Source organism: Haloplanus salinarum (assembly GCF_024498175.1).
Lineage (GTDB): Archaea > Halobacteriota > Halobacteria > Halobacteriales > Haloferacaceae > Haloplanus > Haloplanus salinarum.
In genome coordinates this window covers 1,111,754-1,138,536 of sequence record NZ_CP101823.1, presented here as the reverse complement: position 1 = coordinate 1,138,536, position 26,783 = coordinate 1,111,754, and the positions used below count along the sequence as shown (strand labels likewise).

Here is a 26,783-nt window from a genome sequence, read left to right as displayed (position 1 = left end):
TAGCACGAGTCAAATGTGGACAAAAGAAAACAATCGTATTCGGAGACGCGATTTATTCGTTCGATGTCCGATATCGATCTGCACCCACCAGATCCGGGGGAGATCGGCCCGTCGTCCGCCGGAACGGTACGCACTCGGACGGGGCCGACCCATCGCCGATGCCAACCGAATCAACAGGTCGTTGCTCCACTCCGTGGTCGGACGTCCAACCGAAGCCGACGTTATTCCGCACTTCTGTGATTATATATCCTATCTGTTACTAATTCCATATATTTGGGTGAACGCTTATCCACCATTCGACAGTCGGTTTGGATGGTATGACAGACGACACCATCGGTCGAAGAAAGATGCTACAGGCGCTCGGCGTCGCCTCGGGTATGACCCTCGCGGGCTGTGGCGGATCCGGCGGTGACGGCGGCGACGGCGGCGACGGCGGCGGTGGCGGCAGTGGCGACGGCGGCGGCGGTAGCGCCGACCTGGGCGAACGCGTGCCGTCGATAATCTTCAACTACTGGTCCGACGAAGGGCCGCTGACCAACTTCTTCGAGGACGCGACCTCGATCATTCAGAACGACATTCAGGACCTCGGCGTGGAGTTGGAGCTCAACCCGACATCGCTCTCGGCCGGGATCAACGGCGAAAGCCAGGACACCCGGGAGTGGCACTTCTCGTACGGCGGCTACGAGCTCCGACCGGCGCGTCTGGATCCGCGGGAGCTGACCCTCAAATATCACATCCACGCGGCGGGGCAGAACTCGAACTGGAACCCGTCGAACTACGCCAACTGCGAGTACTCCGAGTACGCGAACCAACATCTCACCGCCGGCTCCCGCGAGGAGCGACAGGAACTCGTCAACCAGGCACACAGTATCCTCTCGGAGGACGTCGGGATCATCCCGACCGTGGTCCGAATGCAGTACGGGGCCATGCGAACGGACACCATCGACGTGGCCGGGGTCGGTGAGATGGGGCTGATGGAGACCGGTATCATCCCGCTCATCAAGTCGTCGCCGACCGGCGACAACGACAGCCTCGTGACGAACGTCCCCGCCATCTGGCTGGACACCACGATCTACCAGCAGGCGACCGGTGCGAGCCCCATATACGGCTTCTCCAACACGGTGTACTCGCCGCTGTTGATGTACAACGAGAACTTCGAGTTGGTGACCTGCCTCGCCGAGAGTTACGAGGTGTCCGACGACGGCCAGCAGCTCACGTTCACGCTTCGTGACGCCACCTTCCACAACGGGGATCAGATCACCGCCGAGGACGTCAAGTGGACGTTCGAGTTCCTGGCCGAACAGGCACGAAGCGGCGCGTACCCCTGGGCGACGGATCCCGGATACGAATCCATCGAGGTGGTCGACGACTCGACGGTCCGGTTCAACATGGAGGGCCCGACGCCGACGATGGAGACGGTGCTGATCCCGTCGTGGGGCATCCTGTCGAAGGACGCGTGGCAGGAGGCTGGGGCCGAGGAGAACCCCACGGACTTCGACGACCCCTGGGTCGGGTCGGGTCCGTACCAGATCACGTCGTTCGAGCAGGGTCAACTGATGGGAATGGAGCCGTTCTCGGACCATCCCAAGTTCGATCCCGAGGGTGATCTGGTGTTCCAGGTGTTCGACAGCAGTCAATCGGCGTACCGTGCGTTCACCAACAACGAGTTGAACGTCCTCCTGACGACGACTCCCTCGCTGGCCGACCGAATCAAAAGCGACATGGGCGACTCCGCACGGGTCATCACGACACAGGGGTTCACGCCGTACTTCATCTCCCCGCAGTGTCAGTTCGGTCCCAGCAAGTTCCGCGAATTCCGGATGGCGTTCTCCCAGATGATCGACCGCGACAACATCAACCAGACGTCGCTGTACGGGGACTCCGAGGCGACGATGTACGCCGACCCGTTCACGAGCAGCCATCCCTGGTATCCGGGAGACGACAACCTCACACGGATCGCGGAGTCGCCGAGCGCGAACGTGGAGGCGGCCAGACAGCTCCTCGAGGACGAGGGCTGGGGCTGGGACGGCGACGGTAACCTCCACTACCCCCCGGACGCCGACCTCGAACCCCAGTGGCCACAGGGATCACAGCCCGCGGACGACGCCGATCAGTTCCCCTGCGTCTCGGAGCTCGAGAACCCCTTCGCGTGAACCACCTCGGGGCTCGGCCCGAGCCCCGGACCGCAAAGCCGAAAGCCGTATTCGGCGCCCCGACCTTGCCGGCGTATGAGCCTCGACCGACTCAACGCGGACGTACGGGACGCATACAGCGCCATCGGCGACGACGTCACCGTCGAGCTGGACCGGGAGACCCGCAACGAACTCGCGATGCTCTCGGCGGTCTTCGATTCGCCGAACGAGGGCGAACTCGTCCGGCGGGCGATCCACGCCCTCTACCGCTCGACGGTCGACACCGGCAACCTCGATTTCCACCTCCGGCGGGCCTACGACGTGACCTACGACGAGTACCTGTACGGCGAACTGGAGGACACGTACGAGGATGCGAGCGGGCACGCGGGCCTCGACCGCGACGACGAGCGGCGCTATCAGCAGTAGGTTCGGACGGCGTCCGTTCGACGTTCGGCCGTCGATTCGGCGGTGGAAACCCTTTAGTCCACAGCGGGTGAGCCGAAGGTATGTCGACTTTCGAGGGCTACCGACGGTCAGACGGCCCTGCAGGCGTCAGGAACTACGTCGCGGTGTTGCCGGTATCGATCGCGGCGTCGGCCATCGCCGACGAGATCGCCGACCGCGCGGGGGAGAACGTCCGGTCTACCCCACACCAGATGGGGCGGGATCCGCCCGCGGCCGCCAGGGAGCAGATCGAGCGCACGCTCACGGGCGTGGGGCGAAACCCCAACGTGGGCGCGGCGCTCGTCGTCGGCTTCGGCACCGAGCGGATCGACGCCGACGAGATCGCGGACGGCGTCGCCGCCGCCGGGCGGCCGGTCGAGACGCTCTCGGTCAGGGAGGCCGGCGGGACCACCGCCGCCGTCGAGGCCGGGACCGAGGCTGCCGGCGACCTGTGGAGCGAGATCGGCGACTGCCGGCGCGTCGAGTGTGACGTGAGCGAACTCCGGTTCGGCGTCGAGTGTGGCGGCTCGGACGCGACCAGCGGCATCGCCGCGAACCCGGCGGTCGGCGTCGCCTGCGACCGCCTCGTCGAGGACGGCGGCACCGCGACGTTCTCGGAGACCCCCGAGTTCATCGGCGCCGAGCACATCCTCGCGGAGCGCTGTGTCGACGAGTCGGTCCGGGAACGGCTCCTCGAACGCGTCGACCGACGGGAGTCGGCGGCGGAACTGATGGGCGTCGACCTCCGTGGGGCCCAGCCCACCCCCGGCAACCAGGAGGGCGGCCTGACGACCATCGAGGAGAAGAGCCTCGGAGCGATCACCAAGGGCGGGACGACGCCGGTCCGCGGCATCGTCGACTACGCCGAGGAGCTTCCGGTCGGCGGCGGACTGGTCCTGATGGACACGCCGGGCTACGACGTCGAGAGCGTCGTCGGCAAGGTAGCCGGGGGCGCCCAGGTCGTCGCCTTCACCACCGGTCGCGGCTCGACGACCGGCAACCCCATCGCGCCGGTCATCAAGGTGACCGGGAACCCGAAGACGGCCGAGCGCCTCGCGAACAACATGGACGTCGACGCGAGCACGGTCCTCGACGGCGAGTCGCTCGACGACGTGGGCGACCGCATCTACGAGACCCTCCAGTCGGTCGCGAGCGGCGAGCGGACGGCCGCCGAGCGTCGCCGCCTCGAGGAGTTCGCGATCAACGAACTCCAGCCCAACGAACTCGCGGAACTGCGGGGTGGGGTATGAAAGGCGAAGTGCTCGGGGGGTGTGGCCTCCACATGGCCGCCGAGGACAACGTGGTCACGGCCATCGACGACCTGACGGCCGGTACGACGATTCCGTACGACGGCGAACGGATCGAAGTCGTCGAGGACGTCCCGTTCGGGCACAAGGTGGCCCTGGTCGCGTTCGAGCCCGGCGACGCCGTCGTCAAGTACGACGAGGTCATCGGTCAGGCGACCGAGGCCATCGCGCCGGGCGAGTGGGTCCACACGCACAACGCCGAGAGCCGGCGCGGGCGCGGCGACGTCGCCGAGGCCGAGGGGGAGGTGGCCTGATGTCGGCGCCCACGCGCTCAGACGACGCGGCCGACCCGTCGTCGGCGCCGCTTGCGGCCTACGTCCGGGACGAGGGCGTCGGCGTTCGCAATCGGGTTCTCGTCGTGCCCTCGGTGATCTGTTCGCACATCGTCGCCCAGCGCATCGCCGACGCCGTCGACGGGGCCGTCTGTGCGCCCCACGACCACGGCTGTGCACAGATCGGCGCCGACCACGATCAGACCGAGCGGACGCTGCTGAACGTCACCCGGAACCCCAACCTCGCGGGTGCGACGGTCGTCGGGCTGGGGTGTGAACACCTCCAGAGCGGGCCGTTCGCCGAGGCCGTCGCGGACCACGGCGTCCCGGTCCGCGAACTATCGATCCAGGAGGTCGGCGGCTCCGACGCCTGCATCGAGGCGGGCACCGAGGCGACGCGGGACCTCGCCGCGGCGGCCGCCGCCGACCGGAGCGAGGCGTCGCTCGGCGACCTCACCGTCGGCGTCGTCGGGTCGGACCTCGCGGCGTCGACCCGCGACGTTGCCGACCCCGTCGTGGGCGAGACGGTCGACGCGCTCCGCGACGCCGGGGCGACAGTCGCCGTCGCCGGCACCGAACGGCTCGCTCCCCACGCCGAGGCGGCGGCCGACCGCGCGGCCAGCGACCCGGTCGCGGAGCGACTGCGCGCCGCGGCCGAGCGGACCGCCGACGAACCGGGGAACGTCCGCGGACTGGTCCGCCGGGCGGCCGACCTCCCCTTCGACGAGGTGGTCGGCTCGTGGGGATCGGCGCCGGTCGAGGAGTTCGTCCAGTACGGCGACCGGGTGACGGTCGACGAGGGGCTCGCGGTCGTCGACACACCCTCCCGCTTCGAGGAGGCGACGACGGCGCTCGCGGCCGCCGGCGCCTCGGTCGTCGTTCACGTCACCGCCGAGGGTATCCCGAGCGGGCACCCCATCGTTCCGGTGCTCAAGGTGACGGGCGACGGCGAGACGGCGCGGATCCTCCCGGACGACGTCGACGTCGACGCGCGGTCGACGACCCCCGACGGACTGCTCGACGAACTCCGGCGCGTCGCCGACGGCGGGCGGACGGCGACCGAGCGCCACGGCCTCACGAAGTTCGCGATCAACCGCGTCGGGCCGTCGATGTAGGCGGGAGGCGGGTCGCTCCCACGGGCGACGCGGTTCGGTCGAACGGCGCCGCTCAGTACCGTTCCGACGATCCGCTTCGGTCCGGACCGACGTGGTCCGACTCGCACCTGGGACAGAGTCGCGAAATTTCCCCCGGACGTTCGGTGAAACTCGACGCACAGCGGATGCAGGTCCGGTCCCGCGACCGGTTCACGACCGTTCCGTCGACGAGCGTCCCGTCCACCGCGCTCCCCCGGTTTCGGTACGTCCAGCGGATCCGGGTGACGGTTCCCGATCGCTCCACGAACTGCGCATCACAGCGGATACAGCTTCGGCTTCGAACGGCGTCGACGGGGCGCATGTGGCGTCGCGATCACCGGTCCCGTTCGACGGGCTGACGGTCGCGTTCCGACGGTTCGGCCGGCGCGTCGGCCGTCACGTCGCCCCGATACAGGCGGAGCAGTTCCTCGAGGAGGATGGCGTGCCGGTCGCCGGCGGCGTACTGGTGGTCGATGAAGTCCTCCGCGTCGTTGAACTTCCCGCGGAGCGCCAGCCGACGGACGAACGAGACGGATTCGAGGAAGGGCGGGTGGTCCGTGTCGGCGTCGCTTCGGAGTTCGCGTTCCGCCTCCGGCATCACCTCCGATTTGATCTCCGCGTAGTCGATGGTCTCGGGTTCGTAATCGTCGAGGACCTGGTTCAACACGTAATCCGTCGAGAAGCGGTAGAACTCCGATTTGCTCTCGAATCGGTCCTCCTCGACGAGCGTTTCGATTTCCCCGACCACCGATTCGGGAAACCGCACCGTACTCTTTACCATACCCTACGACCACTCGCCGGGGGATATTATACTTTTGTCAGACGATGGATTCGACCGCGGAGTGTGTGGAGAGTATTCGCCTCGTCGCCTCACACCCAGCAGTTTTGTGCGACGGTCCCCGGAATGGCGTATGGACACCGCCGAGGTCGAACGACTCATCGAGGAGGGCATCGAGGACGCGGAGGCGACGGTCACGAAGCCGCGGGTACCCGACGAGGACCACGAGGACGCCCACTTCGCCGCCGTAATCGTCTCACCGGCCTTCGAGGGCCTCCCGCTCGTCCAGCAACACGAACTCGTCTACGACGCGCTGGAGGGGTACATGACGACCGACATCCACGCCCTAGAGATGAAGACGTACACGCCGGAGGCGTACGAGGAACACGAGGCGTAACGGTAACTTTTACGCGGCGGCTCCCGTTCGCTCGCGCATGAGCGACGAGTCCGACTTCCGCGTCGAACGGGACAGCCTCGGCGAGATTCGCGTGCCTGCGGACGCCTACTGGGGGGCCCAGACCCAACGTGCGGTCGAGAACTTCCCGATCAGCGACGCCCGCTTCGGTCGGCGGTTCGTCCGGGCGCTCGGCATCGTCAAGAAGTCCGCGGCGCGGGCCAACCGCGACCTGGACCTCCTCGAGGCGGACGTCGCCGACGCCATCGTCGCGGCGGCCGACGAAGTCATCGCCGGCGACCACGACGACCAGTTCCCGGTCGACGTCTTCCAGACGGGATCCGGCACCTCCTCGAACATGAACGCCAACGAGGTGATCGCCAACCGTGCGGCGGAGCTGATGGGCAGCGAGGTGGGCGACCGGATCGTCCACCCGAACGACCACGTCAACTTCGGCCAGTCCTCGAACGACGTGATCCCGACGGCGATGCACGTCGCCGCCCTGGAGGCGGTCGAGAAGGACCTGATCCCGGCCCTGGAGACGCTCGCCGCCGCCCTCGACGAGAAGGCCGCGGCGTTCGACGGCGTCGTCAAGACCGGCCGCACCCACCTGCAGGACGCCACGCCGGTCCGCCTGGGCCAGGAGTTCGGCGGCTACCGCACGCAGATCGAGAAGGGGATCGAGCGCTGTGAGTCGGTGGCCCCGCGCCTCGCCGAACTCGCCCTCGGCGGGACGGCGACGGGCACGGGGCTGAACACCCACCCCGAGTTCCCGGAGCGGGCGGCCGCGTACATCGCCGAGGAGACGGGCCTCGACTTCCGCGAGGCCGACGACCACTTCGAGGCACAGGCCGCCCACGACGCGATGGGCGAGGCCCACGGCGCGCTCCGGACGGTCGCGGGCTCGATGAACAAGGTGGCCAACGACCTGCGACTCCTCGCCTCCGGACCCCGCAACGGTCTGGGCGAGATCGAACAGCCGGAGAACCAGCCCGGGAGTTCCATCATGCCCGGAAAGATCAACCCGGTCGTCGCCGAGGCGGTCAACCAGGTCCACACGCAGGTCGTCGGCAACGACGCCGCCGTCTCCGCGGGCGCCGCCGGCGGCCAGATCGACCTCAACCTCTACAAGCCGGTGATCGCTCACAACTTCCTGCAGTCGGCGTCCCTGCTCTCGAACGCCGCCGAGACGTTCGCCGAGAAGTTCGTGGCGAAACTGGAGGCCAACGAGGAACAGTGTGCCGAGGCCGTCGAGCGCTCGATGGCGCTCGCGACGGCGCTCAACCCCGCCATCGGCTACGACAAGGCTTCGGAGGTCGCGAAAGCGGCGCTGAAGGAGGGCAAGACCGTCCGCGAGGTGGCCGTCGGGAAGGGATATCTCACGGAGGCGGAGGCCGACGAGGTGCTCGACCCCGAGCGGATGACCCACCGGGGGATCCTGAGCGGCGACGACGAGTGACCGGCGCGTCTCGGGACGCCGACGTGACCGAATCTCCGTGACGACGGCGGAAACACGCCACGTTCGGCCGGAACCGCCCGTGTATGGAACCGAAGCGACACGTTCATAGTGGATGCTGTCGATGCTCAGCGTATGCCGCAGATGCACGTCTCCGCTCGCCGTGATCTCCTCGTCTGCCGAACGTGCGACGCCGAGTTCCCGGAGGGGCGCGCCACGAAGGACGGCTGGACCTACGAGTGTCCGGAGTGTGGCGAGGCGACCGGGCTCGGCGAGGGACTCCGTCGCGTCTGATCACGCCCGCCGTCGACGCAGGGCGCCGAGTGCCGCGACGAGCGCCAGCGCGGCGGCGCCCGCACCCGCACCGAATCCGGGCGCCGACCCCTCCGTTCCGGTTCGGTCCGTCCCCGTTTCGCGTTCGCTCTCGGTCCCGGTTTCGTTCTCGGCCGTCGTCGGCTCCGCCTCGGTGGCGACGGCGCCGTCCGGCCCCGCGCCCGCGACGAACGGGTGTCGCCCGCGGTCAACCTCCGTGCCGCTCGGGGTTCCGTCACCGTCCGGATCGAGGTCCGGGTCGGCCACGTAGTACCGCGGGTTCTCGGGCAGCGGCGGCAGCGCGTCGGTGGTGACGTACCGATCCAGCCACGGCCCGAGCGACTCGTCGCCGGCCACCTCGATCACGGCCTCCCGGAAGCTTCGGTAGTCGGCGAAGGGCTCCGAGCGCCCCGCGAACACGTCACGGAGCGTCCGCTCCCCGTCGGTGCGGCGTCTGATCTCCGCGTCCAGTGCGGCGAGGACGTGCGCGCCCTTGTCGTAGTGGGCGGTGGTCCCCCGCCAGGTCTCCGGATCGGTCAGGGTCACCGACTGTCGTTCGGGGGCGTACTCCTCGGCCCGGAGCCCCGCCCGGAAGGACTCGTAGTTCCCGACGCCGTCGTTGAGGGCGAACAGGTGGCCGTAATACTCCGCGCTCGCCTCGGTCAGCCACGTCGCGTCGCCGGTCCCCACCGTCCCCAGCCGCGTGTGGACGTACTCGTGGGTGAACACCCCGCCCGTGTCCCCCAGTCGGAGGCCCGACTCGCCGACCCAGAACGCCGTGTCGACGGTTGCGGCGTCGACGTTCGTGGTGTTCTCGTCGCTGACGGGCAGGACGAACACCGTGATCCGGTCGTGGCGGACGCCGAAATCGAAGCGCTCGTTCGCGGTGCGCAGGAAGGCCGTGGCCCGTTCGGTGTCGGCGTCGGCACCGAGGACGAACGTCGCGTTCTCGTCGGCGACGGTCACGTTCCGGCGGTCGTGCGGGCCGAGGTAGGCGAGGTGACTGCTCGCGTACCCCGGCTCCGCGTCGTCGACCGCGAAGGTCGTCGTTCGCGTCGGTCGCTCCGCGGCGCGGACCTGCACGCGGGTGCTCGGCTGGGAGACGAGCGCCCAGTCGTCGCGTTCGACCCCGCGGACGCCGTCGCCGAGCGTGTCGCCGACGGCCAGCCGGAGCGAGACGCTCGGCCGCTCGGTCTCGGTGTCCCACTCGAACCGAGTGCCCGTCGCGTGCTCGAACCCGTCGGTCTCCCCGACGGTGATTCCCGGCAGCGAGAGCACCGGCACGCCGACCCGGAGCCCCGACACCGAGTCCGGAATCCGGTACTCGAAGGTGAGCGTCACGCTCCCGGGCTCGTCGTTGCGCGAGGCGACGATTCGCTCCCCGAGCGTCGCGCCGTCCTGCTGTGTGAGCGTCCCGTCCGACGGCGACGCGTCGACGGCCGGTCGCCACCCATCGGTCGCGGTGGTCCGATCGGCCGTCGCGAGCGCGGGTGTCACGCCCGCGACGACGAGCAGTGCGACGACGACCACCGTCCCGACAGCGCGGACCCCACGAGCCGACATGGGCTGGGTTGGGAGGCGGTCGACAAGTATCTGTGGCCGGCTCACTCCAGTCGTTCGGCGGCGTCCCGCTCCAGAAGAGGTTCGGCGTTCGGCGTCGGCAGCGTCACCACGTCCTCGCTCGCGAGGTCGTACTCCCGTTCGTCGACGCCGAATATCTCGCCCACGTCGCTGGTGATCCGCAGGGTCGTGCGCTCGGTCCCCGTCTCGCCGCCGTCCGGGGCCGGCGAGTCGTCGGGGGCGGGCGCCTCCGGCTCGGGATCCGCGGTCGGGGGCGACGGTGTCGGTTCGGGTTCGGCCTCGGCGGACCCGGTCCCCTCCCCGCCCATCGCCTCCGCGAGGATGTCGTCCGGTGCGGGGGGCGCCTCCGCATCGTCGGACGGGTCGGGGGGCGCCTCCGCATCGTCGGACGGGTCGGGGGACGGCGGCGACGGGTCGGACGCGGCGGCGTCGACGTCCGCCGGCGGTCGGTCGTCGGTCGACGTCGTGACCTCGGTCGTCTCCGGATCCGGCGCCGACACGGGCGTCGCGTCCGCACCCTCGGCGTCCGCCGGCGACTCGCCGGCGAGCGTCTCGAGGACGGTCTCCCGGTTGTCCTCGATGCGGGCGACCAGATCCTCGAAGAGGTCGCGCTCCTCGGTCGTGAGGCCCTCGTCCTCGGTGGCCATGCCGGCGGCGGCGAAGGTCGCGCGCTTGACGATCTTGCCGATCCGGCGCTCGTAGATGCTCTCGACGACCTCCTCGGCCGTCTCGATTTCGTCCGTGAGGCGGCTCACCTCGGGCGAGGAGAAGGGGTCGTCGGCCGCCGCGGCGACGCGTTCGCGTTCGGCCTTGCGCTCGGCGACGTAGTCGGCGACGTCCCGATAGAACGAGTCCCGAAGGTGTTGGAGGCTGTCTTTCTGCCGTTCGGTGCGCTGAACCGTGCGCAGTTCCTCGACGTTCATTCTTTCACCTTCCGGGCCCGGCCGCGTGTCATCAGGAACACGCCGACACACTCCGGTACCGATTGCTCTCCTGCGTCCACCGTAAACGTGTCGCCGTCGAGTTCGAGGGTCCCCGGTTCGGTCACCGCGACCCGCACGGACCGCCGGGTGAACCGCTCGGGGACGGCGTCGACCAGGGGGTCGAACCCGTCGATCTCGTCGCGGTCGAGCCGTCGGACCACGAGGCCGCTCCCGCCGTGGAGCGTCCCGGGCAGGCGAATCAGGCGGCGGGTGTCGGTCGTCACCGGTTCGTCGATCGGCGCCGTCTCGGCGGCGACCGTCTCCTCGGCGAGTGCCTCGACCAGCCGTCTGGCCCCCGGGCCGCCGGCCTCGACGTTCCCCCGGTCGACCGCGCGCTCGTTGTCGACGAAGGCGTCGAGGAGCGTCTCGGCCCGACCCTCGCCGATGCCGTCGAACGCGGTGAGTCGATCGGTCGCCTCGTCGTCGGGGAGCTCTCGGAGCTCCGTGACGAAGGACTGCAGGCGGCGGTGGGTGCGCCGGCCCCACCCACCCTCGGTGCGGAGTTCCCGTCGCGTCGCCCCGCCGACGGCCCGCGTCCGCACCAGCCCCTCGACGTCGAGGTCGACGGCGCGGACGTAGTCGACCACCTCGCGCCGCGCCGCCGAGTCGAGGTCGGCGACCCCCTCGTCGCGGACGTGGACGTGATAGCCGCGGCCGCCCGAGAAGACGACGGTCACGTCCTCGAACCCGAAGTCCGTCTCCAGCAGGTCGAGTAGCCGACGGAGCGCGTCCTTGCAGGCCGCGAGCATCTCGGCGTACGTCGCCGTCTCGGGGTCGACGCTCGGGAGGTGATCGGCGTCGAGGTCGAAGACGAGATCCGCGCCCTGCCACCCCTTCCCGTCCATCGACCCCGCGCCGGGGTCGTCGTAGCGCGCGGCCGAGAAGTAGACGTGCCGTGGCGCCTCGCGCTGGAGGAAGTCGGCGACGTCGCCGAGGTCGTAGATCGACCGGTGGCGGACCATCGTGGTCGACCCGCTCGTCCAGGGGATATGTCCCCACTCCCGGCGCTCAGGCGCGGGCGGGAGCGACGGCTCGGCGCTCCGGTAGTAGTCGCCGAACCGCCCCGAGAGGTAATCGCGCGTACGTCGATCCATTCCGATACGGGGTGGAACGGGCACGGTATAGAGGCTTGTGATCGAGCGATCCCCGCCGTGGAAACGCTTTTTTTTCGGGGACGGCGAGTGACGAACATGGACGTCGGGGCGGGCACGCTGGCGACGGCACCACCGATCGGGTCCGTGGAGTGGCTACGGTGGCTGTGGGGGTTCGGCGTCGTGCGGGCGGCCGTCGCCGCCCTGGTCGTCGCCGCCGGGGTCGTCCTCTCGAAGTTCCTCGTCCGCCTGCTCGGCCGCCCGGTCGCCCGCCGGTTTCAGCGACAGAGCGTCGCCCAGACGGTCCTCGGGCTGTTGCGCGTCTCGACGGTGATGGCCGCGACCCTGATCGCGGCGAGCATGGTCGGTCTCGGCATCGGCGACATCGTCCTCTCGGTGACCGTCTTCTCGGCGGTCCTCGGTATCGTCCTCGCGCCCATCGTCGGGAGCGTCATCACCGGCCTGTTCGTGCTGGCGGACAACCCCTACGAGATCGGCGACATGATCGAACTCGAGGACGGCCGACGTGGGTTCGTCGACGACATCACGATCCGGTATACGAAGATCCTCACGCTCGACAACACCTTCCTCGTGGTGCCGAACGCCCAGATGCGCGAGCGGGACGTGACCAACTTCTCCGCCGAGGACGAGCGGACGCGGCTCTCGATCCCCCTCCTCGTCACCTACGAGGGGGACATCGACACCGCCCGCAGCCTCATGGAGCGGGCCGCCCGCAACTGCGAGGGCGTGATCGAAGGCGGCCCGGACATCCGCATCGGCAGCGCGCGCTACCCGGCGAAGCCGACCTGCATGATCGGCGACTACGCCGACAGCGGCGTCAGACTCGTCCTCCGGTTCTGGGTGCGGACCCCCTACAAGATCCCGCGGATCGAATCGACCGTCCGCGAGCACATCCGTGAGAACCTCGACGACGTCGACGTCGAGATCGCCTACCCCCACCAACACCTGCTGTTCGACGAGACCAGCGGTCGGGCACGCGTGGCCGTCGAGGACGGCTCCCGACCGACGCCCGACCGCGACGACGCCCCGGCGACCCGGACCGCGGAGGCGGAGGGCGTGGCCGACCCGAACGGATCGGGCTCGACCCCGGAGTGACTACCCGCCGACCGTGATAACCTCGCAGTCGAGTTCCTCCCGCAGGAACTCGTCGATGTCGGGTTCGTCGAGGAACCGAGCGACGGCGCGTCGCAACCGCCCGACCTGCTTCGAGCCGATGACCACCACGTCCGCGCTCTCGGCCGCCACCTCGTCGAGGATCGTCTCCTCGACGAGAAAGCCCCGGCGCACCACGTAGCGGGCCCGGGCGACGCGCCCGAACTCCGATTCCACGGAGCCTTTCAGATCCGTCCGCGTCACCTCGCCGCTCTCCTGGTAGAGGTCGACGTGCATCACCGTGAGGTCGGCGTCGCGGTCCTCGGCGATCCGGATGGCCTCCGCGAGCGTCGCCCGGGAGTGATTGCTGAGCGGATACCGTACCGGGACGACAACCAGCGTCATGAACCCAACAAGCTCACCGGACGGTTTTAACCTGTTCTATCCGGCCAACTGGGCGCCGGTCGGGTCGGTGGCAGCGACGGCCCCGTGGGCGACTCATACGGATTGTGACTGTTCACCCGCGGTTCGCCGCCACGGTCCGGCGAACCACCGGTACTGACTTACAACAACCCGTATCACTCCTCGAGTTCGAACGCCACCTCGACTTCGGCCTGATACTCGCGGTTCTCGACGCCCGCGATCTCCACCCCGAGTTCTTCCACCTCCAGCCACTTGACGCGGTCGAGCGTATCCGTCGCGCGGTCGATGGCGTCGTCGACGGCGTCGTCGAAACTGTCCGGACTCCGGCCGATCAGCGTGATCTTCTTGAAAACCATTGGTCGGTCGCTCCACGGAGACATTCGCTCAGCGACACCTTAAATCCACGTCCCGAAGCCAGGGTAGTGTTGAGATACGCATTCGAAACTGGGACCACCTCGAAAGCCCCGCCTCGCTGGAGTCGGGGGCCTCGCTGCGGTCCTCCGCCTTCGGCCTGCGGTCCTTGCGTCGGCCACCTTCCTCCAGCAGCGAGGGAGCGAAGCTCCCTCGGGCAATCGGGCGGCTTCGCCGCCCGATTACGAGGCGCCCCTTTCAGTCCCGCCCAGCGGTGGCTAGCCGACCAGCCGATGCGGGCGGGACTGAAAGGGGCCGGCGTCTCGGCGTACCCGGACGTTCACGAGAGCAAAGCTCTCGTGAGCCAACCAGAATCCTCCGGATTCTGGTGACGACGCAAGCACCGCAACGGAGTGAGGAGCGCAGCGAGTCCCGGGAGCCGAGACGGCGGGGGCTTTCGAGGTGTCTCCAATCCAATCGCGCTAATCGCAACACTACCGAAGCCAGTCGGACCGACGGAGCACGCCGCCGACGGCGACGGCGACGACGACGGCCAGTGCCGCCGCGAGGAGGCCGGTCGGGTCCGGTACCAGAAGGGGGCCGAGGGCGGCGCCGACGACGACGCCGACGAGGACACACAGGACGGTTCGGAGGGAACGGTCGACCATCGGCGGCGATAGTCGACGGCGACGGGTGTCGCTTGCGGTCGATCACGGCGGCTCCGTCGCGACCGGCGACGACCGCTCGTACACCTCGCGGAGGGTGCGCTCGGCCCAGGCTACCGCGGCGGGGCGGTCGGTGCCGAGCAGGACGCGAACGCGGTCGGTCGTTCGGTCGTGGATCGACAGTCGAACGCTCCGCTCGCCGTCGGTTTCGAACAGGTACAGTCCCGAGTGGAGCGGCTCGGGGTACGCTCGGACCGTGACGTGTGGCAGGTCGAGCACCCGTTCGAGGTCGACGCCGTGGTACGAGCGCAGGACTTCGACGGAGTCCGGACAGAACGACACCTCGAGTTCGAGCGAGCCGTCGAACATCCGTTCGCGGACCTCGGCGGCGAAGGCCGGCCTGATCGTCCCGCGGACGAGCCGACACCGATCGGCCGTCAGGAACGCGTCGATCAGCCGTTCCCCGGGTGCGTGTGTGTCGTCCTCGACGGTCACGATGGTCGTCTCGCCGAAGAAAGCGGGCGGCGGGCGAAGCGGTTCGTCGAGGGCGTCCAGATACGGCGCCAGCCGCAGGAGTTCGTCGGCGCTCGACGCGGCGTCGCGGTAGAGCACTGCGACGAGGTCGCCGGTGGCGGTCGACCCGACCTCGCCGTTGGCGTCGGTGACGAGGCCGAGTTCCGAGAGTTCGGCCACCGCGCGGTCGACCGTCGACCGCGAGACCGACAGGGCCGACACCAGCGCCCGCTTCTCCCGTGGCCCCTCACGGAGTTCGTCGAGCAGGTCGGCGCGCCGAGCCACGGTCTCCCAGAGCGCCGCCGATGAGTCACCCGACATGAGTCCGTTGGGGGTCCCTGCCCCACGGACATAACTCTTCGTTCGCTCACGGCGTGCGTCATCGACCCCACCGTTTCCACGGCGTGCGTACGCCGGGTGGGGCTGGGCGACCGCGTGCGGGAACGTGGCGTGGGCGCAGGAGGTAACACTATGCCGTCGGAGTGCACGCTTCGGACCATGGATCGAGGGGAGCGTGGACCGACGGCCGAGAGGACGGTGTGGGCCTGGTGAGCCATGGCGCCACAACTCCGCCCCGCCGAACCCGACCGACTCTCCCGGGACGCGCTGTTCTCGATGTTGCGAAACGAGCGGCGTCGCGAGGTCATCAACTACCTGCGTGACCGCGAGGGGCCGGTCGACCTGCGGGAGCTGAGCGAGCACGTCGCCGCCATCGAGAACGATTGCGCGCCCGACGAGGTCACGTACAAACAGCGCAAGCGGGTCCAGACGGCGCTCTACCAGATGCACCTCCCGAAACTCGCCGACCGGGACATCGTCGACTACGACCGGCGGGCGGGACGGGTTGCGCTCGCCGACGGCGCCGAGGCCTGTCTCGCGTACCTCGATGCCGTCACCGATCGGGAGCGGGTCGACTGGTGGCGACGGTATCTCGTCGTCGCCGCCGCCGTCACGGTCCCGGTGGCGCTGGCCGCCGCCGGGGTCCCACCCTTCGCTGCGGTGCCCGGACTGGGCTACGCGGTCCTCGCGTCGGGGCTCTTCGCCGCCGTCTCGGTCGCCCAGGCCCTCGACGAGCGCTAGGCGTCCGTGTTCTCGAAGCGTGCGGAGAGCACGCCCACCAGATCAGTCAGGTGGGCCGTCCCCCACACCGCGACGATGATTCCGCCGAGCGTGTCGAACAGCAGGTCGAGCATCGTGTCGTCGAGACCGTACTGCGTGAGGACGCTCTGGGTGCCCGATAGCGAGGCGACGCCCGCGACGCCGAACTCGATGACCTCCCAGAACACGCCGAAGGCGAGGACGAAAAGCAGGATGAACACGAACATGAACCGCTCGGGGAGCGAGACGTCGTCCGAGTGGAGTTCGATGGCGCGGGCGGTCGCGTAGCCCGCCGCGGCGACGATGGAGGACGACAGCGTGTGGGTGAGGTGGTCCCACCACCAGACGCTGCGATAGAGGTTGACGCTCGCTCCCGGCAGCCCGGCGGTCCCGAGCGAGTGGAGGAAGACGGCCACGGTGATCCAGAGGGTCAGGGCGGGATCCATCGGGATCTGATAATCGCGTTCGAGTATCGCGGGTAAGTGGGTCACGCCGAGGCCGATGACCGCATTGACGACGATGCCCGGATTGCCGTCGTAGAGTCCGACGCCGACGAACCCGACGAGGGTCAACTGCATGGCCCGCGAGAGCTGTCGTTGCCGACGTTCGCTCAGTCCCAGATAGTCGCGCAGACGCATCAGTCCTCACCACCCGCATCGGTCGGATAGCGGGGCGTGGCGTCGGCGAAGCGCCGGAAGTAATACTCGAAGACCACGCCGGCGACGACGCCGGCGACCGTCGCGGCCACGAAGTCCCACATGAGCGCCGTCTCGATGACGTGTTCGTCCCGCCCGTCGAGCAGGACGCTCGTCCCGAGCAGCGTATCGGAGAGCCACCGCGCCTCGGCCCAGACTCCTGCGGTGGCGACGGTGGCGACGACCACGAAAAGCACCGCGAAGGAGTGGGTCATCCGCACCGGCGTGAACACGTCGAGTTCGACCGCGATGATGAGCGCGGCGGCCGCGACGGCGACGTACGTCGTGATCCGCCCCGTGAGTGTCACGCCGCCGACGGTCCGACCGACGACGAGCAGGCGACCCAGTGCCGGGACGGATGCGAGCGCCAGCACCTCCCACGGAACCATCGCGTCGACGCGGCGGCGGGCGACCGCCGGCGCGACGGCGAGGGCGGCGAGGGCGAGGGTGAACCCCGCCCAGAGCGGGCGACCGCCGCCGACCGCGACGCCCGCGGAGACGAGAAGGATCCCGACGAACGCCCATCCGAGGGCGGCGTTCAGGCCCCGGCGTTCGAACAGATCGAGGAGCCCCGGCGAGGGGCGGGGTTCGGGAGTCGACATCGGTAGACGTTCGGGTGGGCCCGGTCAAATCGCTTGGGATGAGCGGTGGCGTCACCGGCCGTGGCTCGGCGGCTCGTCGCGCCGACGGATGGCCCTCACTCGTAGACGTCGACGAACCGCGGCTCGGCGGCGTCGACGAGCGTCGCCCGCGGGAGCGGGAACACCGTCTCCGGCGTTCCGGCCGCGGCCCAGAGGGTGTCGTACGCCTCGAATGCGGGGTCGGCCAGCGTCGGGAGGTCGGTGTCGTGACAGAACGGGGGGACGCCGCCGATACTCCACCCGGTCGCCGCCTTGACCGTCGCGGCGTCGGCGGACCGGACCCGGTCGGGATCGGCGTCGAACTCCGCGGCCAGTGCCCCCTCGTCGACGCGGTTGGCGCCGCTGGTCAGGACGAGGACGGGCCGGTCGCCCACCTGCATGACGATGCTCTTGACGATCTGGCCGACCGCACAGTCGACGGCCGTCGCGGCCGCCGCCGCGGTCTGCGTTCCGTCCGGGAACTCGTGGACCTCGACCTCGATCCCGTGTCGGTCCCGTGCCCGCTCGATGAAGGATTCGACCGTCGGATGCATACCGGGCGGTCGGCCCCACCTCGGTTAGTCGTGACGGTCGGCGCGAGGTCGTCGCCTACCCGTCCGCCTCGAAGAGTTCGGTGAGCGACGCTTCGAGCACGTCGAGCGCCGTCGTCGCGTGCGCGAGGTCGATACACTCGTCGACGGTGTGTGCCTGATCGAGGTCCCCGGGACCCCATGTGATCGCCGGCGTTCCGGCGTCGTTGACGAAGTTGCGCACGTCGGTCGAGGCCTCGATCCCCCACGGATCGTCCGGGACGCCCGCAATCTCGGCGGACTGCTCGCGGAAGACCGACGCGAGCGGGTTGTCGACCGGGATCTCTGCCGGTTCGTAGGTCCGGGTCCGTTCCCAGTCCGTCCGGACGCCGTGCTCGGACTCGACATCGTCGAGCAGGGCGTCGACCTCCGCGTCGATGTCGGTCACGTCCTCGGACGGCAGCAGGCGTCTGTCGACGGTGATCGTCGCGCTCCCGGGGACGACGTTCTCCTTCACCCCCGTTTCGAGACACGTCGTCGTCGCGTACGCCGGGCCGAGCAGGTCGTGACGGCGCTCGCGGACCCGTGTGTCGTACGCGTCGAGTGCGTCCAGGACGGGCCGCGCGTTCGCGATGGCGTTGTCGCCCTGGTCGGGACGGCTCGCGTGGGATGGGTCGCCCGCGACGGTGATCTCGTACCACGCCAGCCCCTTCTCGCTGGTCGCGGTGCGCATCCCCGTCGGTTCGAGGACGACGCCGTAATCCCCGTCGTATCCGGATTCGAGGAGCGTCTTCGTCCCCGGTTCGGCGGTCTCCTCGCCCATCGCGGCGTGGAAGACGACGCTCCCGTCGACCTTGCCGCCGTCGAAGGCCGACGCGAAGTCCGCAGTCGCCAACATCCCGAGCGCCACGCCCGTCTTCATGTCGGCGCTCCCGCGTCCGTAGAGGGTTCCGTCAACCACCGCGGCGCCGTAGGGGTCGTGTGTCCACTTCGAGCGGTCGCCGGCGGGGACGACGTCGATGTGGCCGTTGAGGACGACCGTCGGCTCCCCGTCGCCGACCCGGGCGGCGACCTGCGGGCGGTCCGGGTCCGGCCGCGTTACGAAGTCGGCGTCGATACCCCGGTCGCCGAACCACTCGTGGACGAACTCCGCGACGGCGGCCTCGTTGCCCGGCGGGTTCTCCGACTCGCGGGCGACGAGTTCCGAGACGATGCGTTCGAGCCGATCGCTGTGTGTGCTCATCGGTCAGCCTCCGAGGTACAGCTGTTTGACTTCCGGATCGTCCGCGAGCTTGTCACTCACGTCGACGTACTCCACGTTACCCATCTCGATGACGTAGCCGCGGTCGGTGTTGTCGAGGGCCTTCGCGGCGTTCTGTTCGACCATCAGGATGCTCACGTCGGCGGCCTGGACCCTGTTGATGAGGTCGAACACCTCGTCGACGAGGTTGGGAGCCAGCCCCAGCGACGGCTCGTCGAGGACCAGCAGGTCCGGATCGATCATCAGCGCCCGTGCGATGGAGACCATCTGCTGTTCGCCGCCGCTCATCGTCTTGATCTTCTGGCCCAGTCGCTCCTCGATCCGCGGGAACAGGTCGTAGACGAACTCGAGGCTCTCCTGTTTCGCGTCGTCGTCGAGGAGCCAGGCGCCCATATCGAGGTGTTCGCTGACGGTCATCTCCGGGAACGTCGACGCCCCCTGTGGGACGATGCTGATGCCCCGTTCGATGAGGTCCTCCGTCTCGGCGTCGGTTACGTCCTCGCCGTTGAAGCGGATGGTCCCCGACCAGCAGGGGATGTAGCCGGTCAGCGTCTTCAGGACGGTCGATTTCCCGGCGCCGTTCGGCCCGATGATACAGACCGATTCGCCGTCCGCGACGTGGAGGTCGACCCCGTGAACGATCTCGTTGTTGCCGTAGCCGCTGGTGATGTCCTCGGCGTCGAGGATCGGGTCGGCGCTCACGCCCCCTCACCTCCGAAGTACGCCTCGATGACTCTGTCGTCGTTCTGGATCTGCTTCGGTGGTCCTCGGGTGAGCAGTCGTCCGGAGTTCATGACGACGATGTCCTCACACTCGGACATGATGACGTCCATGTCGTGTTCGACGAAGACGAACGTCGTTCCCTCGTCGTGCATCTCGTGGATCAGATCGAGGATCTTGTTCTCCATGGTCGGGTTGACGCCAGCGAGCGGTTCGTCGAGCAGGATGATCTCCGGATCGAGCATCAGCGCCTGTGAGATGCTGATGAGCTTCTGCTGGCCGAACGAGAGCCCCTCGGCCAGGATGTCGCTCTTTTCGGTGAGTTCGATCACGTCGAGGAGTTCGTCGGCGCGCTCGCGGGGCTGGTCCGACAGCTGACTCGCCACGAGCAGGTTCTCCCGGACCGTCATCTGTCCGAGGACGCGGGTCTGCTGGAACGTCCGCACGAGGCCGAGTTCGACGTTCCGTTCGAGCGAGTTGCCGGTGATGTCCTGCCCGTCGTAGTTGACGGTCCCGCCGTCGGGGGTCTGAACGCCGGTGATGAGGTCGAACAGCGTCGACTTCCCCGCCCCGTTGGGACCGATCAGGCCGAGGATCTGGCCCCGCTCGACGTCGAACGAGACGTCGTCGACGGCGACGAGGCTGCCGTACTCCTTGCGGATCGACTCGATTTCGAGGATCGAATCGCCGCTCATAATGACCTCCGTCGGGGGAGCAGGCCCTTGTCCTTGAGTCGCTCGACCAGCCCACGCGGCAGGAAGATCACCACGAACATGATGGCGAGCCCGAAGAAGAACTGGTGGAGCGTCGGGAACGACGACCACAGCAGCTCCGAGACGATGATGAACGCGACGCCGCCGAGGATCGGGCCGAGGACGGTCCCCGGCGAGCCGAACAGCACCATCACGATCGGCAACTCGGTGTACCGGATGTCGAACACGGTCTGTGGGTCGATATACGAGAGGTTGAAGGCGAGGAGTCCGCCCGCGATGCCGGCGATCATGGAGTGGACGAACATCGCGAGCAGTTTCTCACGCGTCGCCTTGACGCCCAACGCCGACGCGAGGAGTTCGTCCTCCCGGATGGCGAGCAGCCGAAGCCCGAGCGGGGAGTTGGCCAGCCGGTAGGTGAAATAGCCCGCCCCGACCGCCAGCACCACCGCCAGGTAGTACTGTTCGGTGTACGACAGCGCCGGGAAAAACGAGATCCCGGACCCGCCGCGGGTGATCCCCGAGAGGTACTCGGTCGACATCGCGAGCCGGCCCGCCGTCGCCAGCGACAGCATCGCGATGGCGAAGTACGCGCCGTCCAGCCGGAGGATCGGCGCGCTGATGATCGTCCCGAAGACGGCGGTCACCAGCCCCGCGAGCAGGAGCGCGGCGAACCACGGCAGTCCGAAGTCGACGATGGTGATGACGGTCACGTACGCACCGAGTCCGACGAACCCGGCGTATCCGAAGTTGATGTAGCCGGTGAACCCCGAGAGGATGTTCCAGCCGAACCCGAGGGTGATGAACAGGAAGATGATGAACAGCACCTGGACGAGGTAGTTGTTCAGGAACTGCGGGAGCGTCAACAGGGCGCCGACCACTACCGCCAGGGCGACCGCCCGGTGGACGACCGACAGCGAGTCGAGGGTGTCTTCGATACGTCCGCCGAGTGACGTGGCTCCGTCGGGGAGTTCGATGGTTCCCATGGTATCAGTCCTCCGTATCCACGCGGCCGAACAGTCCCTGCGGGCGGACGAGCAGCGTCAGGATCAACACCACGAACGCCAACAGCGAGGCGATGGTCGGCGTGGCGTAGAAGGTCCCGAACGACTCCACGATCCCGAACCCGATGCCCGCGACGAGCGCCCCGATCAGACTCCCGAGGCCGCCGACCACGACGACCACGAACGCACGGAGCAGGTACTCGAGGCCCATCGCGGGGAAGATCGTATAGAGGATGCCGGCGATGCCGCCGGCGATACCCGCCAGCGACGCGCCGAGGCCGAACGTCACCATCCTGACCCGCTTGGTCCGGATGCCACAGGCGCGTGCGATGTCCGCGTTCTGTGAGGTGGCCCGGATCGCCTTCCCCCAGTCGGTGTACTTGAGGAACGCGAAGAACAGGGCCGCCGAGACGACCGACAGCACGAACGCGAACGGTCGGTTCAGCGAGAACGAGGCCGGACCGACGGTGACCGATTCGCTCAGGAACGAGACCGCCTGGTACGACGTGTTTATCGAGTACGTCGCCAGTCCCCTGATCGTCAACGCGAGGCCGAAGGTGAAGATCAGCGTCGTGAGTTCGTTGCTCAGGTCGATCCGCTCGAGCAGTCCCCACTGGATGGCCACCCCGATGACGAACGTCACCGGGACGACCAGGATGATGCTGATCAACGGATGGAGGTCGAACAGCGACCACCCGAAGAAGGTGAGATACGCCCCGATCATCAGGAACTCGCCGTGTGCGAGGTTGATGACGTTCTGCACGCCGAATACGAGACTCAATCCCAGCGCCGCGAGCCCGTAGAACGCCCCGAGGAAGATCCCCAAGACGACCAACTCGATGAGTAGTTCGTGTAATGCCATTGTTGTCGATGTCGTATGTGTGTGGAGAGCGGTTGTGGAGGGGGTACGAACCGGCCGTACCGACCGTGGGCGGTACGCCGACGACCGCCGATGCTTCGTTACCAGCCGGGGTGCGGGTAGACCGGCTCCGCGGTGGCGTACTCGTCGGGCCAGACGGCCTCACGCTCCAGTCCGTCCTCGGCTTCCTGCCACTGGCCGAGGCTCGGCGCCTGTCCGACCTGGATCCCCTGGTCGTCGACCTCGTACACCCCGTTCGCGAACGGGATGCCGAGCTCCAGTTCGTGGAGCTGCTCGGCGATGGCGGCCTGGTCGAGTTCGCCGACCGTGCGGATCGCCTCGGCCATGACCATCATGCCCGCGTAGCCACCGGCCGAGTGGTAGTCGATGTCGCTCGTCGACTCGTACTTGCCGCTGTGGACACTCATGAACGAGTCTGTGAACGCCTCGTTGTGCGGCACCTCGAACCACGGCGCCCAGAAGAGGTCGCCGGTGACCCCGTGTGCGGCCCCGCCGACCGACTCGTAGTAGCCGGGGACCTGCGAGCCGACGACCCACCCGAAGATGCCCGGGCTGAAGCCGATCGACTGGGCGGCGTTCGTCAGTCCGACCGCGTCGGGCGTGTACCCGCCGCCGATGACGATGTCCGCCCCCGCCGACTGGACCTTGTTCATGATCGGGGTGTAGTCGTTGATGTCCTTGGGGTAGGCCTCATTGTGGACGACCTCCAGGCCCTGCTCTTCGGCGTACGGGATGTGCCCCTCCGCGACGCTCGTCGGGAACGCCGAGTCCTCGTAGACCACCGCGAGGTTCTCGGCGCCGTTCGAGGCCGCGATGTCGATCGCACCCTTCACGTACGTCCCCGATGGGGCGATCGCCTGCGTGATGTAACTGACGTCACGCTCGGAGAGGACGCTCGTGTCGGACATCATCGGCATCACACAGGCCTTCTGGTTCTGCTCGATGATCGGGATGACCGACGTCGACACCGCACTGGAGTACGGCCCCATGAGCACGTCGACCTCGTCTTGGTTGATCAGACGCTGGTAGAGGTTGACCGCCCGGGACGGGTCGGACTGGTCGTCGTACGTGACGAGTTCCACGTCGCGACCGAGGAGCCCGGGTTCGTCCCCGAGGGGGCCGCCGTTCTCGTTCACGTCCTGGATCCACGCCTGGTACCCCTCCCGCATCGTGGTCCCTTCGAGGGAGTACTTGCCGGTCAGCGCCGCGCTGGCCCCGATCGTGATCGGCTCCGACGACGACGAGGACGCCGTGGTCGTGGTGGTGCCGTCACCGCCATCACCGCCGTCACCGCCGTCACCGCCGTCGCCGCCGTCGCCGCCGTCGCCGCCACCGCCACCGCCGCCGCTACAGCCAGCGACGATTCCGAGGCCCGCGGCGCCGAGCGTTCCGAGCATCCGACGACGCGGGACGGTTACCGATCGATCGTCTCGTTCGTTGCCGTGGGAGTCACCCTCTGACATAGAAGGTGAGTCAGTTTTCACACATATATATCTGACGCTGTTTCAACGTTCGAACCAATCGTCGAATAATATTATGTCCTAGTATGGTTTCGGCATCCGACGGGCGCCATCGGCGCCTCGTGACCGGCGGTCGGTCCGTCGGGTCCTACCTCGCGAGGCGCCCGGCTATCGACAGCGTGGTGAAATCCTCGAACCGCGGACCGACGACCTGCGCGCTGACGGGGAGACCGTCGACCGCATCGACCGGGACGGACGTCGCCGGGTGTCGCGAGAGGTTGAACGGTGCGGTGTTGCCGAGCAGCGTCAGCATGTCGTCTATGGACTCCATCCGCCCGTATTCGGGCGGGAGGGTCCGTATCGTGGGGACGACTAGCGCGTCCACGTCGGCCAGCGCCGCGTCGACGCGCCGTTCGAACGCGATGGCCTCCCGCCGCGCCCGTCGATAGACGTCGCCGTCCGTTTCGGCGTCGAGATACGCCGAGGGGAGCACCCGCTTCGTGATGTGGTCGCCGAGGTCGGTCTCCTTGCTCGCCGCGACGAACGCCCGCACCGCCGTCGAGTAGTCGGGCCCCTGGCCGCGCACGGTGCCGTCCTGGTCGACGTACCAGATGAACTCCGTCGCGCCGATCAGGAAGTACGCCGCCTCGACGGCGCCGAGGGACAGGGAAACCGGCGTCGCCCGGACGTCCGCGGTGTCGACGGCCGAGCGGACGGCCTCGGCCACCGCGTCGTCGCTCGCCTCGAAGAAGGGTTCGGGCATCCCGACGGTCACGTTTCCGTCCCGGTCGAGTGGGTCGGTCGGATCGGCCGGCGGGTCGCCCGCCGAGGTCGGATCACGGTGGTCCGCGCCGCCCACCGCCGCCAGCGCCCGGGCCGCGGTGTCGACGTCGCGTGCTAGCGGACCGATGGTGTCCAGCGACGGGCCGAACGAGACGAACCCGTGGCGCGGGACGTAGCCGTGCGTGGGCTTGATGCCGACGACGCCACAGCACGCCGCCGGAATCCGGATCGAGCCGCCGGTGTCGGTCCCCAGAGCCGCGTCGACCCGGCCGTCCGCGACGGCGACGCCGCTCCCGGAGGAGGTGCCGCCGGGAACCCTGTCGGCTGCGACGGGGTTCTCGACCCGGCCGTAGTCGCTGAACTCGCCGCTCGGCCCGAGGGCGAACGCGTCCATGTTGGTCTTGCCGACCAGCGCCCCGCCGGCGTCGAGGAGGCGTTCGACGACGGCCGCGTCCGATTCGGGGGTCGCCGAAACCCGGTCCGAGCCACAGGTCATGGGCAGCCCCGCGGCGGCGATGTTGTCCTTGACCGCGACCGTTGCCCCGGCCAGCGGCCCGGTCTCCGACTCGCGTCGCGGCTCGTCGTACGTGGCGAGGAACGCCCCCCGCTCGTCGCTCGGCTCCACGTCGGGATCCGTCGTCACCGCCACGGTCCCGGCTTCGTCGAGTTCGTCGGCCGTCTCGCGGAGCGACCGCGCCGTGTCGAGACACCACTCGACCACCTCGGCCGGCGGCTCGAACCCGAGGCGGTCCGCGACCTCGCGCATCCGCTCCGAGTCGTCGCTCACGCCGACTCACTCCCGTCGGCGACGCCGGCGAGACGGAGCGCCGCGTTCGCGTAGGTTTCGGCCGCGGCGTGGCAGTCGTCCCAACTGGTGTACTCGTCCGGCGTGTGGCTCTTCCCACCCTCGCTGACCGCGAACACCATCGCGGTGTCACAGACGCTGGCGGCGTGGGTGGCGTCGTGCCCCGCGCCGCTGACCATCTCGCGGGCGTCGTACGAGAGGTCGGCGGCCGCCTCGCGGACGGCCGACACGCACCGGTCGGCGAAGTCGACGCTCGCGGCGGACATGCGCTCCTCGTACTCCCAGTCGACGCCCTCGCGCTCGGCGGCGGCGCGCATCTCGGCTTTGATCCGCTCTAACCCCTCGGCGATCACGTCGTCGTCGGGGTCACGGACGTCGAACGTGAACCGGACCTCCTCGGGGATGATGTTGATCGACCCGGGCTCGACGTCGATGTCGCCCGTCGTCGCGACGGTTCGGTCGCCGAGCGTCCCCGGCAGACGGCGGATCCCCGTGATCACGTCGCTCGCGGCGACGAGCGCGTCGTTGCGGTACTGCATCGGCGTCGTCCCCGTGTGGTTGGCCTCGCCGTGGAAGGTGATCTCCCCCCACTGGAGCCCCACGATGCCGGTGACGACGCCGACGTCGTGGCCGCCGCGTTCGAGGAACGGCCCCTGTTCGACGTGGAGTTCGAGGTAGGAGTCGTACGGCCCTTGCGGTTCGGCGGGCGTGTCGCCCCGGTAGCCGATGCGTTCGAGGGCGTCCACGAACCGGACGCCGTCGCCGTCGGTGGTCTCGTAGGCCGCCTCGACCGACGTCTTCCCCGCCCACACCTCGCTGGCCATCATCGCCGGCTGGAACCGGGAGCCCTCCTCGTTGGTCCAGTTGACGATTTCGACCGGGCGCTCCGTCTCGATGCCCTCGTCCTCGAGCGTCCGGAGGAACTCCAGGGCGGCGACGACCCCCAGCGGGCCGTCGTAGATGCCGCCGTTCGGCTGTGAATCGAGGTGAGAGCCCAGCAGGACAGCGCCGTCGTCGCTCGCCCCCGGTCGGCGTCCGAAGGTGTTTCCCATCTCGTCGACCCTCACGTCGAGGTCGAGCGCGTCGAGTTGGTCGCGGAACCAGTCGCGGACCTCGCGGTCGGCGTCGGTCAGCGTCAACCGATCCAGGCCCCCGTTCTCGTTCGCGCCGATCTCGGCCTGTCGTTTCATCGTCTCCACGAATCGGTCCCGGTCGATGTCGAGTACCATACCCCATCCCGTTGCCCGGATCACGGATATGTCCGTCGCC

At 68.6% G+C, this 26,783-nt stretch carries 29 protein-coding genes; 10 read left to right on the top strand and 19 right to left on the bottom strand.

Annotated elements, in window-relative coordinates:
* Positions 1–317 precede the first annotated feature (317 nt).
* From NO364_RS06010 to NO364_RS05990, 5 genes are all read left to right on the top strand, one after another.
* Entirely contained in the window at positions 318–2,153 is a 1,836-nt protein-coding gene (locus NO364_RS06010) for an ABC transporter substrate-binding protein (RefSeq protein WP_257628784.1), read from the top strand.
* A gap of 75 nt (positions 2,154–2,228) precedes the next feature.
* A complete protein-coding gene (locus NO364_RS06005; protein ID WP_157688504.1) occupies positions 2,229–2,558 on the top strand; it encodes a ribbon-helix-helix protein in 330 nt (109 codons plus the stop codon).
* 80 nt (positions 2,559–2,638) lie between these two features.
* Positions 2,639–3,826 carry a UxaA family hydrolase gene (locus tag NO364_RS06000; protein WP_157688503.1) on the top strand — a complete coding sequence of 396 codons (1,188 nt, stop codon included), beginning with the start codon at positions 2,639–2,641 and terminating at the stop codon, positions 3,824–3,826.
* Positions 3,823–4,137, top strand: a complete 315-nt coding sequence (locus NO364_RS05995; RefSeq protein ID WP_157688502.1) for a UxaA family hydrolase — start codon at positions 3,823–3,825, stop codon at positions 4,135–4,137. Before NO364_RS06000 ends, NO364_RS05995 begins: the two co-directional genes overlap by 4 nt.
* On the top strand, positions 4,137–5,270 hold the full coding sequence (locus tag NO364_RS05990) for a UxaA family hydrolase (RefSeq protein WP_257628783.1): 1,134 nt from the start codon (positions 4,137–4,139) through the stop codon (positions 5,268–5,270). The genes NO364_RS05995 and NO364_RS05990 overlap by 1 nt, the downstream gene beginning before the upstream one ends.
* 352 nt (positions 5,271–5,622) lie before the next feature.
* Here NO364_RS05990 and NO364_RS05985 read toward each other — a convergent pair whose 3' ends face one another.
* A complete protein-coding gene (locus NO364_RS05985; protein WP_257628782.1) occupies positions 5,623–6,069 on the bottom strand; it encodes a hypothetical protein in 447 nt (148 codons plus the stop codon).
* Between the two features lie 130 nt (positions 6,070–6,199).
* Between NO364_RS05985 and NO364_RS05980 the strand changes: the two genes are divergently transcribed.
* From NO364_RS05980 to NO364_RS05970, 3 genes are all read left to right on the top strand, one after another.
* A complete protein-coding gene (locus NO364_RS05980) occupies positions 6,200–6,463 on the top strand; it encodes a BolA family protein (RefSeq protein ID WP_157688499.1) in 264 nt (87 codons plus the stop codon).
* A gap of 37 nt (positions 6,464–6,500) precedes the next feature.
* Positions 6,501–7,919, top strand: a complete 1,419-nt coding sequence (locus NO364_RS05975) for a class II fumarate hydratase (RefSeq protein ID WP_157688498.1) — start codon at positions 6,501–6,503, stop codon at positions 7,917–7,919.
* A 132-nt stretch (positions 7,920–8,051) separates the two neighbouring features.
* Positions 8,052–8,210 carry an HVO_2901 family zinc finger protein gene (locus tag NO364_RS05970; protein WP_199243738.1) on the top strand — a complete coding sequence of 53 codons (159 nt, stop codon included), beginning with the start codon at positions 8,052–8,054 and terminating at the stop codon, positions 8,208–8,210.
* On the opposite strand, the gene NO364_RS05965 is transcribed toward NO364_RS05970, so the two are convergent.
* Genes NO364_RS05965 through priS form a run of 3 tightly spaced genes read right to left on the bottom strand, consistent with a single transcriptional unit; the run spans position 8,211 to position 11,886 of the window.
* A complete protein-coding gene (locus tag NO364_RS05965; RefSeq protein ID WP_157688497.1) occupies positions 8,211–9,791 on the bottom strand; it encodes a M61 metallopeptidase family protein in 1,581 nt (526 codons plus the stop codon).
* Between the two features lie 41 nt (positions 9,792–9,832).
* Entirely contained in the window at positions 9,833–10,732 is a 900-nt protein-coding gene (locus NO364_RS05960) for a DNA replication complex subunit Gins51 (protein ID WP_257628781.1), read from the bottom strand.
* A complete protein-coding gene (priS, locus tag NO364_RS05955; protein ID WP_257628780.1) occupies positions 10,729–11,886 on the bottom strand; it encodes a DNA primase small subunit PriS in 1,158 nt (385 codons plus the stop codon). The genes NO364_RS05960 and priS overlap by 4 nt, the downstream gene beginning before the upstream one ends.
* 96 nt (positions 11,887–11,982) lie before the next feature.
* Here priS and NO364_RS05950 point away from each other — a divergent pair, with 96 nt between their 5' ends.
* Entirely contained in the window at positions 11,983–12,999 is a 1,017-nt protein-coding gene (locus NO364_RS05950; protein ID WP_157688487.1) for a mechanosensitive ion channel family protein, read from the top strand.
* Here the strand turns inward: NO364_RS05950 and NO364_RS05945 are convergent, their stop codons facing one another.
* The 4 genes from NO364_RS05945 to NO364_RS05930 all read right to left on the bottom strand — a co-directional run bounded on the left by NO364_RS05945 (position 13,000) and on the right by NO364_RS05930 (position 15,269).
* Entirely contained in the window at positions 13,000–13,401 is a 402-nt protein-coding gene (locus tag NO364_RS05945) for a universal stress protein (protein WP_157688486.1), read from the bottom strand.
* A gap of 173 nt (positions 13,402–13,574) precedes the next feature.
* On the bottom strand, positions 13,575–13,775 hold the full coding sequence (locus NO364_RS05940) for a dodecin (RefSeq protein WP_157688485.1): 201 nt from the start codon (positions 13,773–13,775) through the stop codon (positions 13,575–13,577).
* A 489-nt stretch (positions 13,776–14,264) separates the two neighbouring features.
* Positions 14,265–14,438, bottom strand: coding sequence for a hypothetical protein (locus NO364_RS05935; RefSeq protein WP_257628779.1), 174 nt, complete (start codon positions 14,436–14,438; stop codon positions 14,265–14,267).
* A 42-nt stretch (positions 14,439–14,480) separates the two neighbouring features.
* Positions 14,481–15,269: a helix-turn-helix transcriptional regulator gene (locus tag NO364_RS05930; protein WP_257628778.1), complete on the bottom strand. Its 789-nt coding sequence runs from the start codon at positions 15,267–15,269 to the stop codon at positions 14,481–14,483.
* Positions 15,270–15,503: 234 nt separating this feature from the next.
* On the opposite strand from NO364_RS05930, the gene NO364_RS05925 reads away from it, so the two are divergent.
* On the top strand, positions 15,504–16,028 hold the full coding sequence (locus NO364_RS05925) for a DUF7344 domain-containing protein (RefSeq protein WP_257628777.1): 525 nt from the start codon (positions 15,504–15,506) through the stop codon (positions 16,026–16,028).
* Here NO364_RS05925 and NO364_RS05920 read toward each other — a convergent pair.
* The 11 genes from NO364_RS05920 to NO364_RS05870 form a co-directional block, all read right to left on the bottom strand.
* Positions 16,025–16,684: a DUF2238 domain-containing protein gene (locus tag NO364_RS05920; protein WP_157688481.1), complete on the bottom strand. Its 660-nt coding sequence runs from the start codon at positions 16,682–16,684 to the stop codon at positions 16,025–16,027. The genes NO364_RS05925 and NO364_RS05920 overlap by 4 nt on opposite strands.
* Positions 16,684–17,343 (bottom strand): hypothetical protein, encoded by a 660-nt coding sequence (locus NO364_RS05915; protein ID WP_157688480.1) that lies wholly within the window; start codon positions 17,341–17,343, stop codon positions 16,684–16,686. The genes NO364_RS05920 and NO364_RS05915 overlap by 1 nt, the downstream gene beginning before the upstream one ends.
* A gap of 95 nt (positions 17,344–17,438) precedes the next feature.
* A complete protein-coding gene (locus tag NO364_RS05910) occupies positions 17,439–17,915 on the bottom strand; it encodes a YbaK/EbsC family protein (protein WP_157688479.1) in 477 nt (158 codons plus the stop codon).
* Between the two features lie 55 nt (positions 17,916–17,970).
* Entirely contained in the window at positions 17,971–19,134 is a 1,164-nt protein-coding gene (locus NO364_RS05905; protein ID WP_257628776.1) for a M20 family metallopeptidase, read from the bottom strand.
* A gap of 3 nt (positions 19,135–19,137) precedes the next feature.
* Positions 19,138–19,854 carry an ABC transporter ATP-binding protein gene (locus tag NO364_RS05900; RefSeq protein WP_157688477.1) on the bottom strand — a complete coding sequence of 239 codons (717 nt, stop codon included), beginning with the start codon at positions 19,852–19,854 and terminating at the stop codon, positions 19,138–19,140.
* Positions 19,851–20,567 carry an ABC transporter ATP-binding protein gene (locus tag NO364_RS05895; RefSeq protein WP_157688476.1) on the bottom strand — a complete coding sequence of 239 codons (717 nt, stop codon included), beginning with the start codon at positions 20,565–20,567 and terminating at the stop codon, positions 19,851–19,853. The genes NO364_RS05900 and NO364_RS05895 overlap by 4 nt, the downstream gene beginning before the upstream one ends.
* Positions 20,564–21,568 (bottom strand): branched-chain amino acid ABC transporter permease, encoded by a 1,005-nt coding sequence (locus NO364_RS05890; protein ID WP_157688475.1) that lies wholly within the window; start codon positions 21,566–21,568, stop codon positions 20,564–20,566. The genes NO364_RS05895 and NO364_RS05890 overlap by 4 nt, the downstream gene beginning before the upstream one ends.
* 4 nt (positions 21,569–21,572) lie before the next feature.
* Positions 21,573–22,448, bottom strand: a complete 876-nt coding sequence (locus NO364_RS05885) for a branched-chain amino acid ABC transporter permease (protein ID WP_157688474.1) — start codon at positions 22,446–22,448, stop codon at positions 21,573–21,575.
* A 98-nt stretch (positions 22,449–22,546) separates the two neighbouring features.
* On the bottom strand, positions 22,547–23,929 hold the full coding sequence (locus NO364_RS05880; protein ID WP_157688473.1) for an amino acid ABC transporter substrate-binding protein: 1,383 nt from the start codon (positions 23,927–23,929) through the stop codon (positions 22,547–22,549).
* 145 nt (positions 23,930–24,074) lie between these two features.
* Positions 24,075–25,496 carry an amidase gene (locus tag NO364_RS05875; RefSeq protein ID WP_157688472.1) on the bottom strand — a complete coding sequence of 474 codons (1,422 nt, stop codon included), beginning with the start codon at positions 25,494–25,496 and terminating at the stop codon, positions 24,075–24,077.
* Entirely contained in the window at positions 25,493–26,743 is a 1,251-nt protein-coding gene (locus NO364_RS05870) for a Zn-dependent hydrolase (protein ID WP_157688471.1), read from the bottom strand. The genes NO364_RS05875 and NO364_RS05870 overlap by 4 nt, the downstream gene beginning before the upstream one ends.
* Positions 26,744–26,783 lie beyond the last annotated feature (40 nt).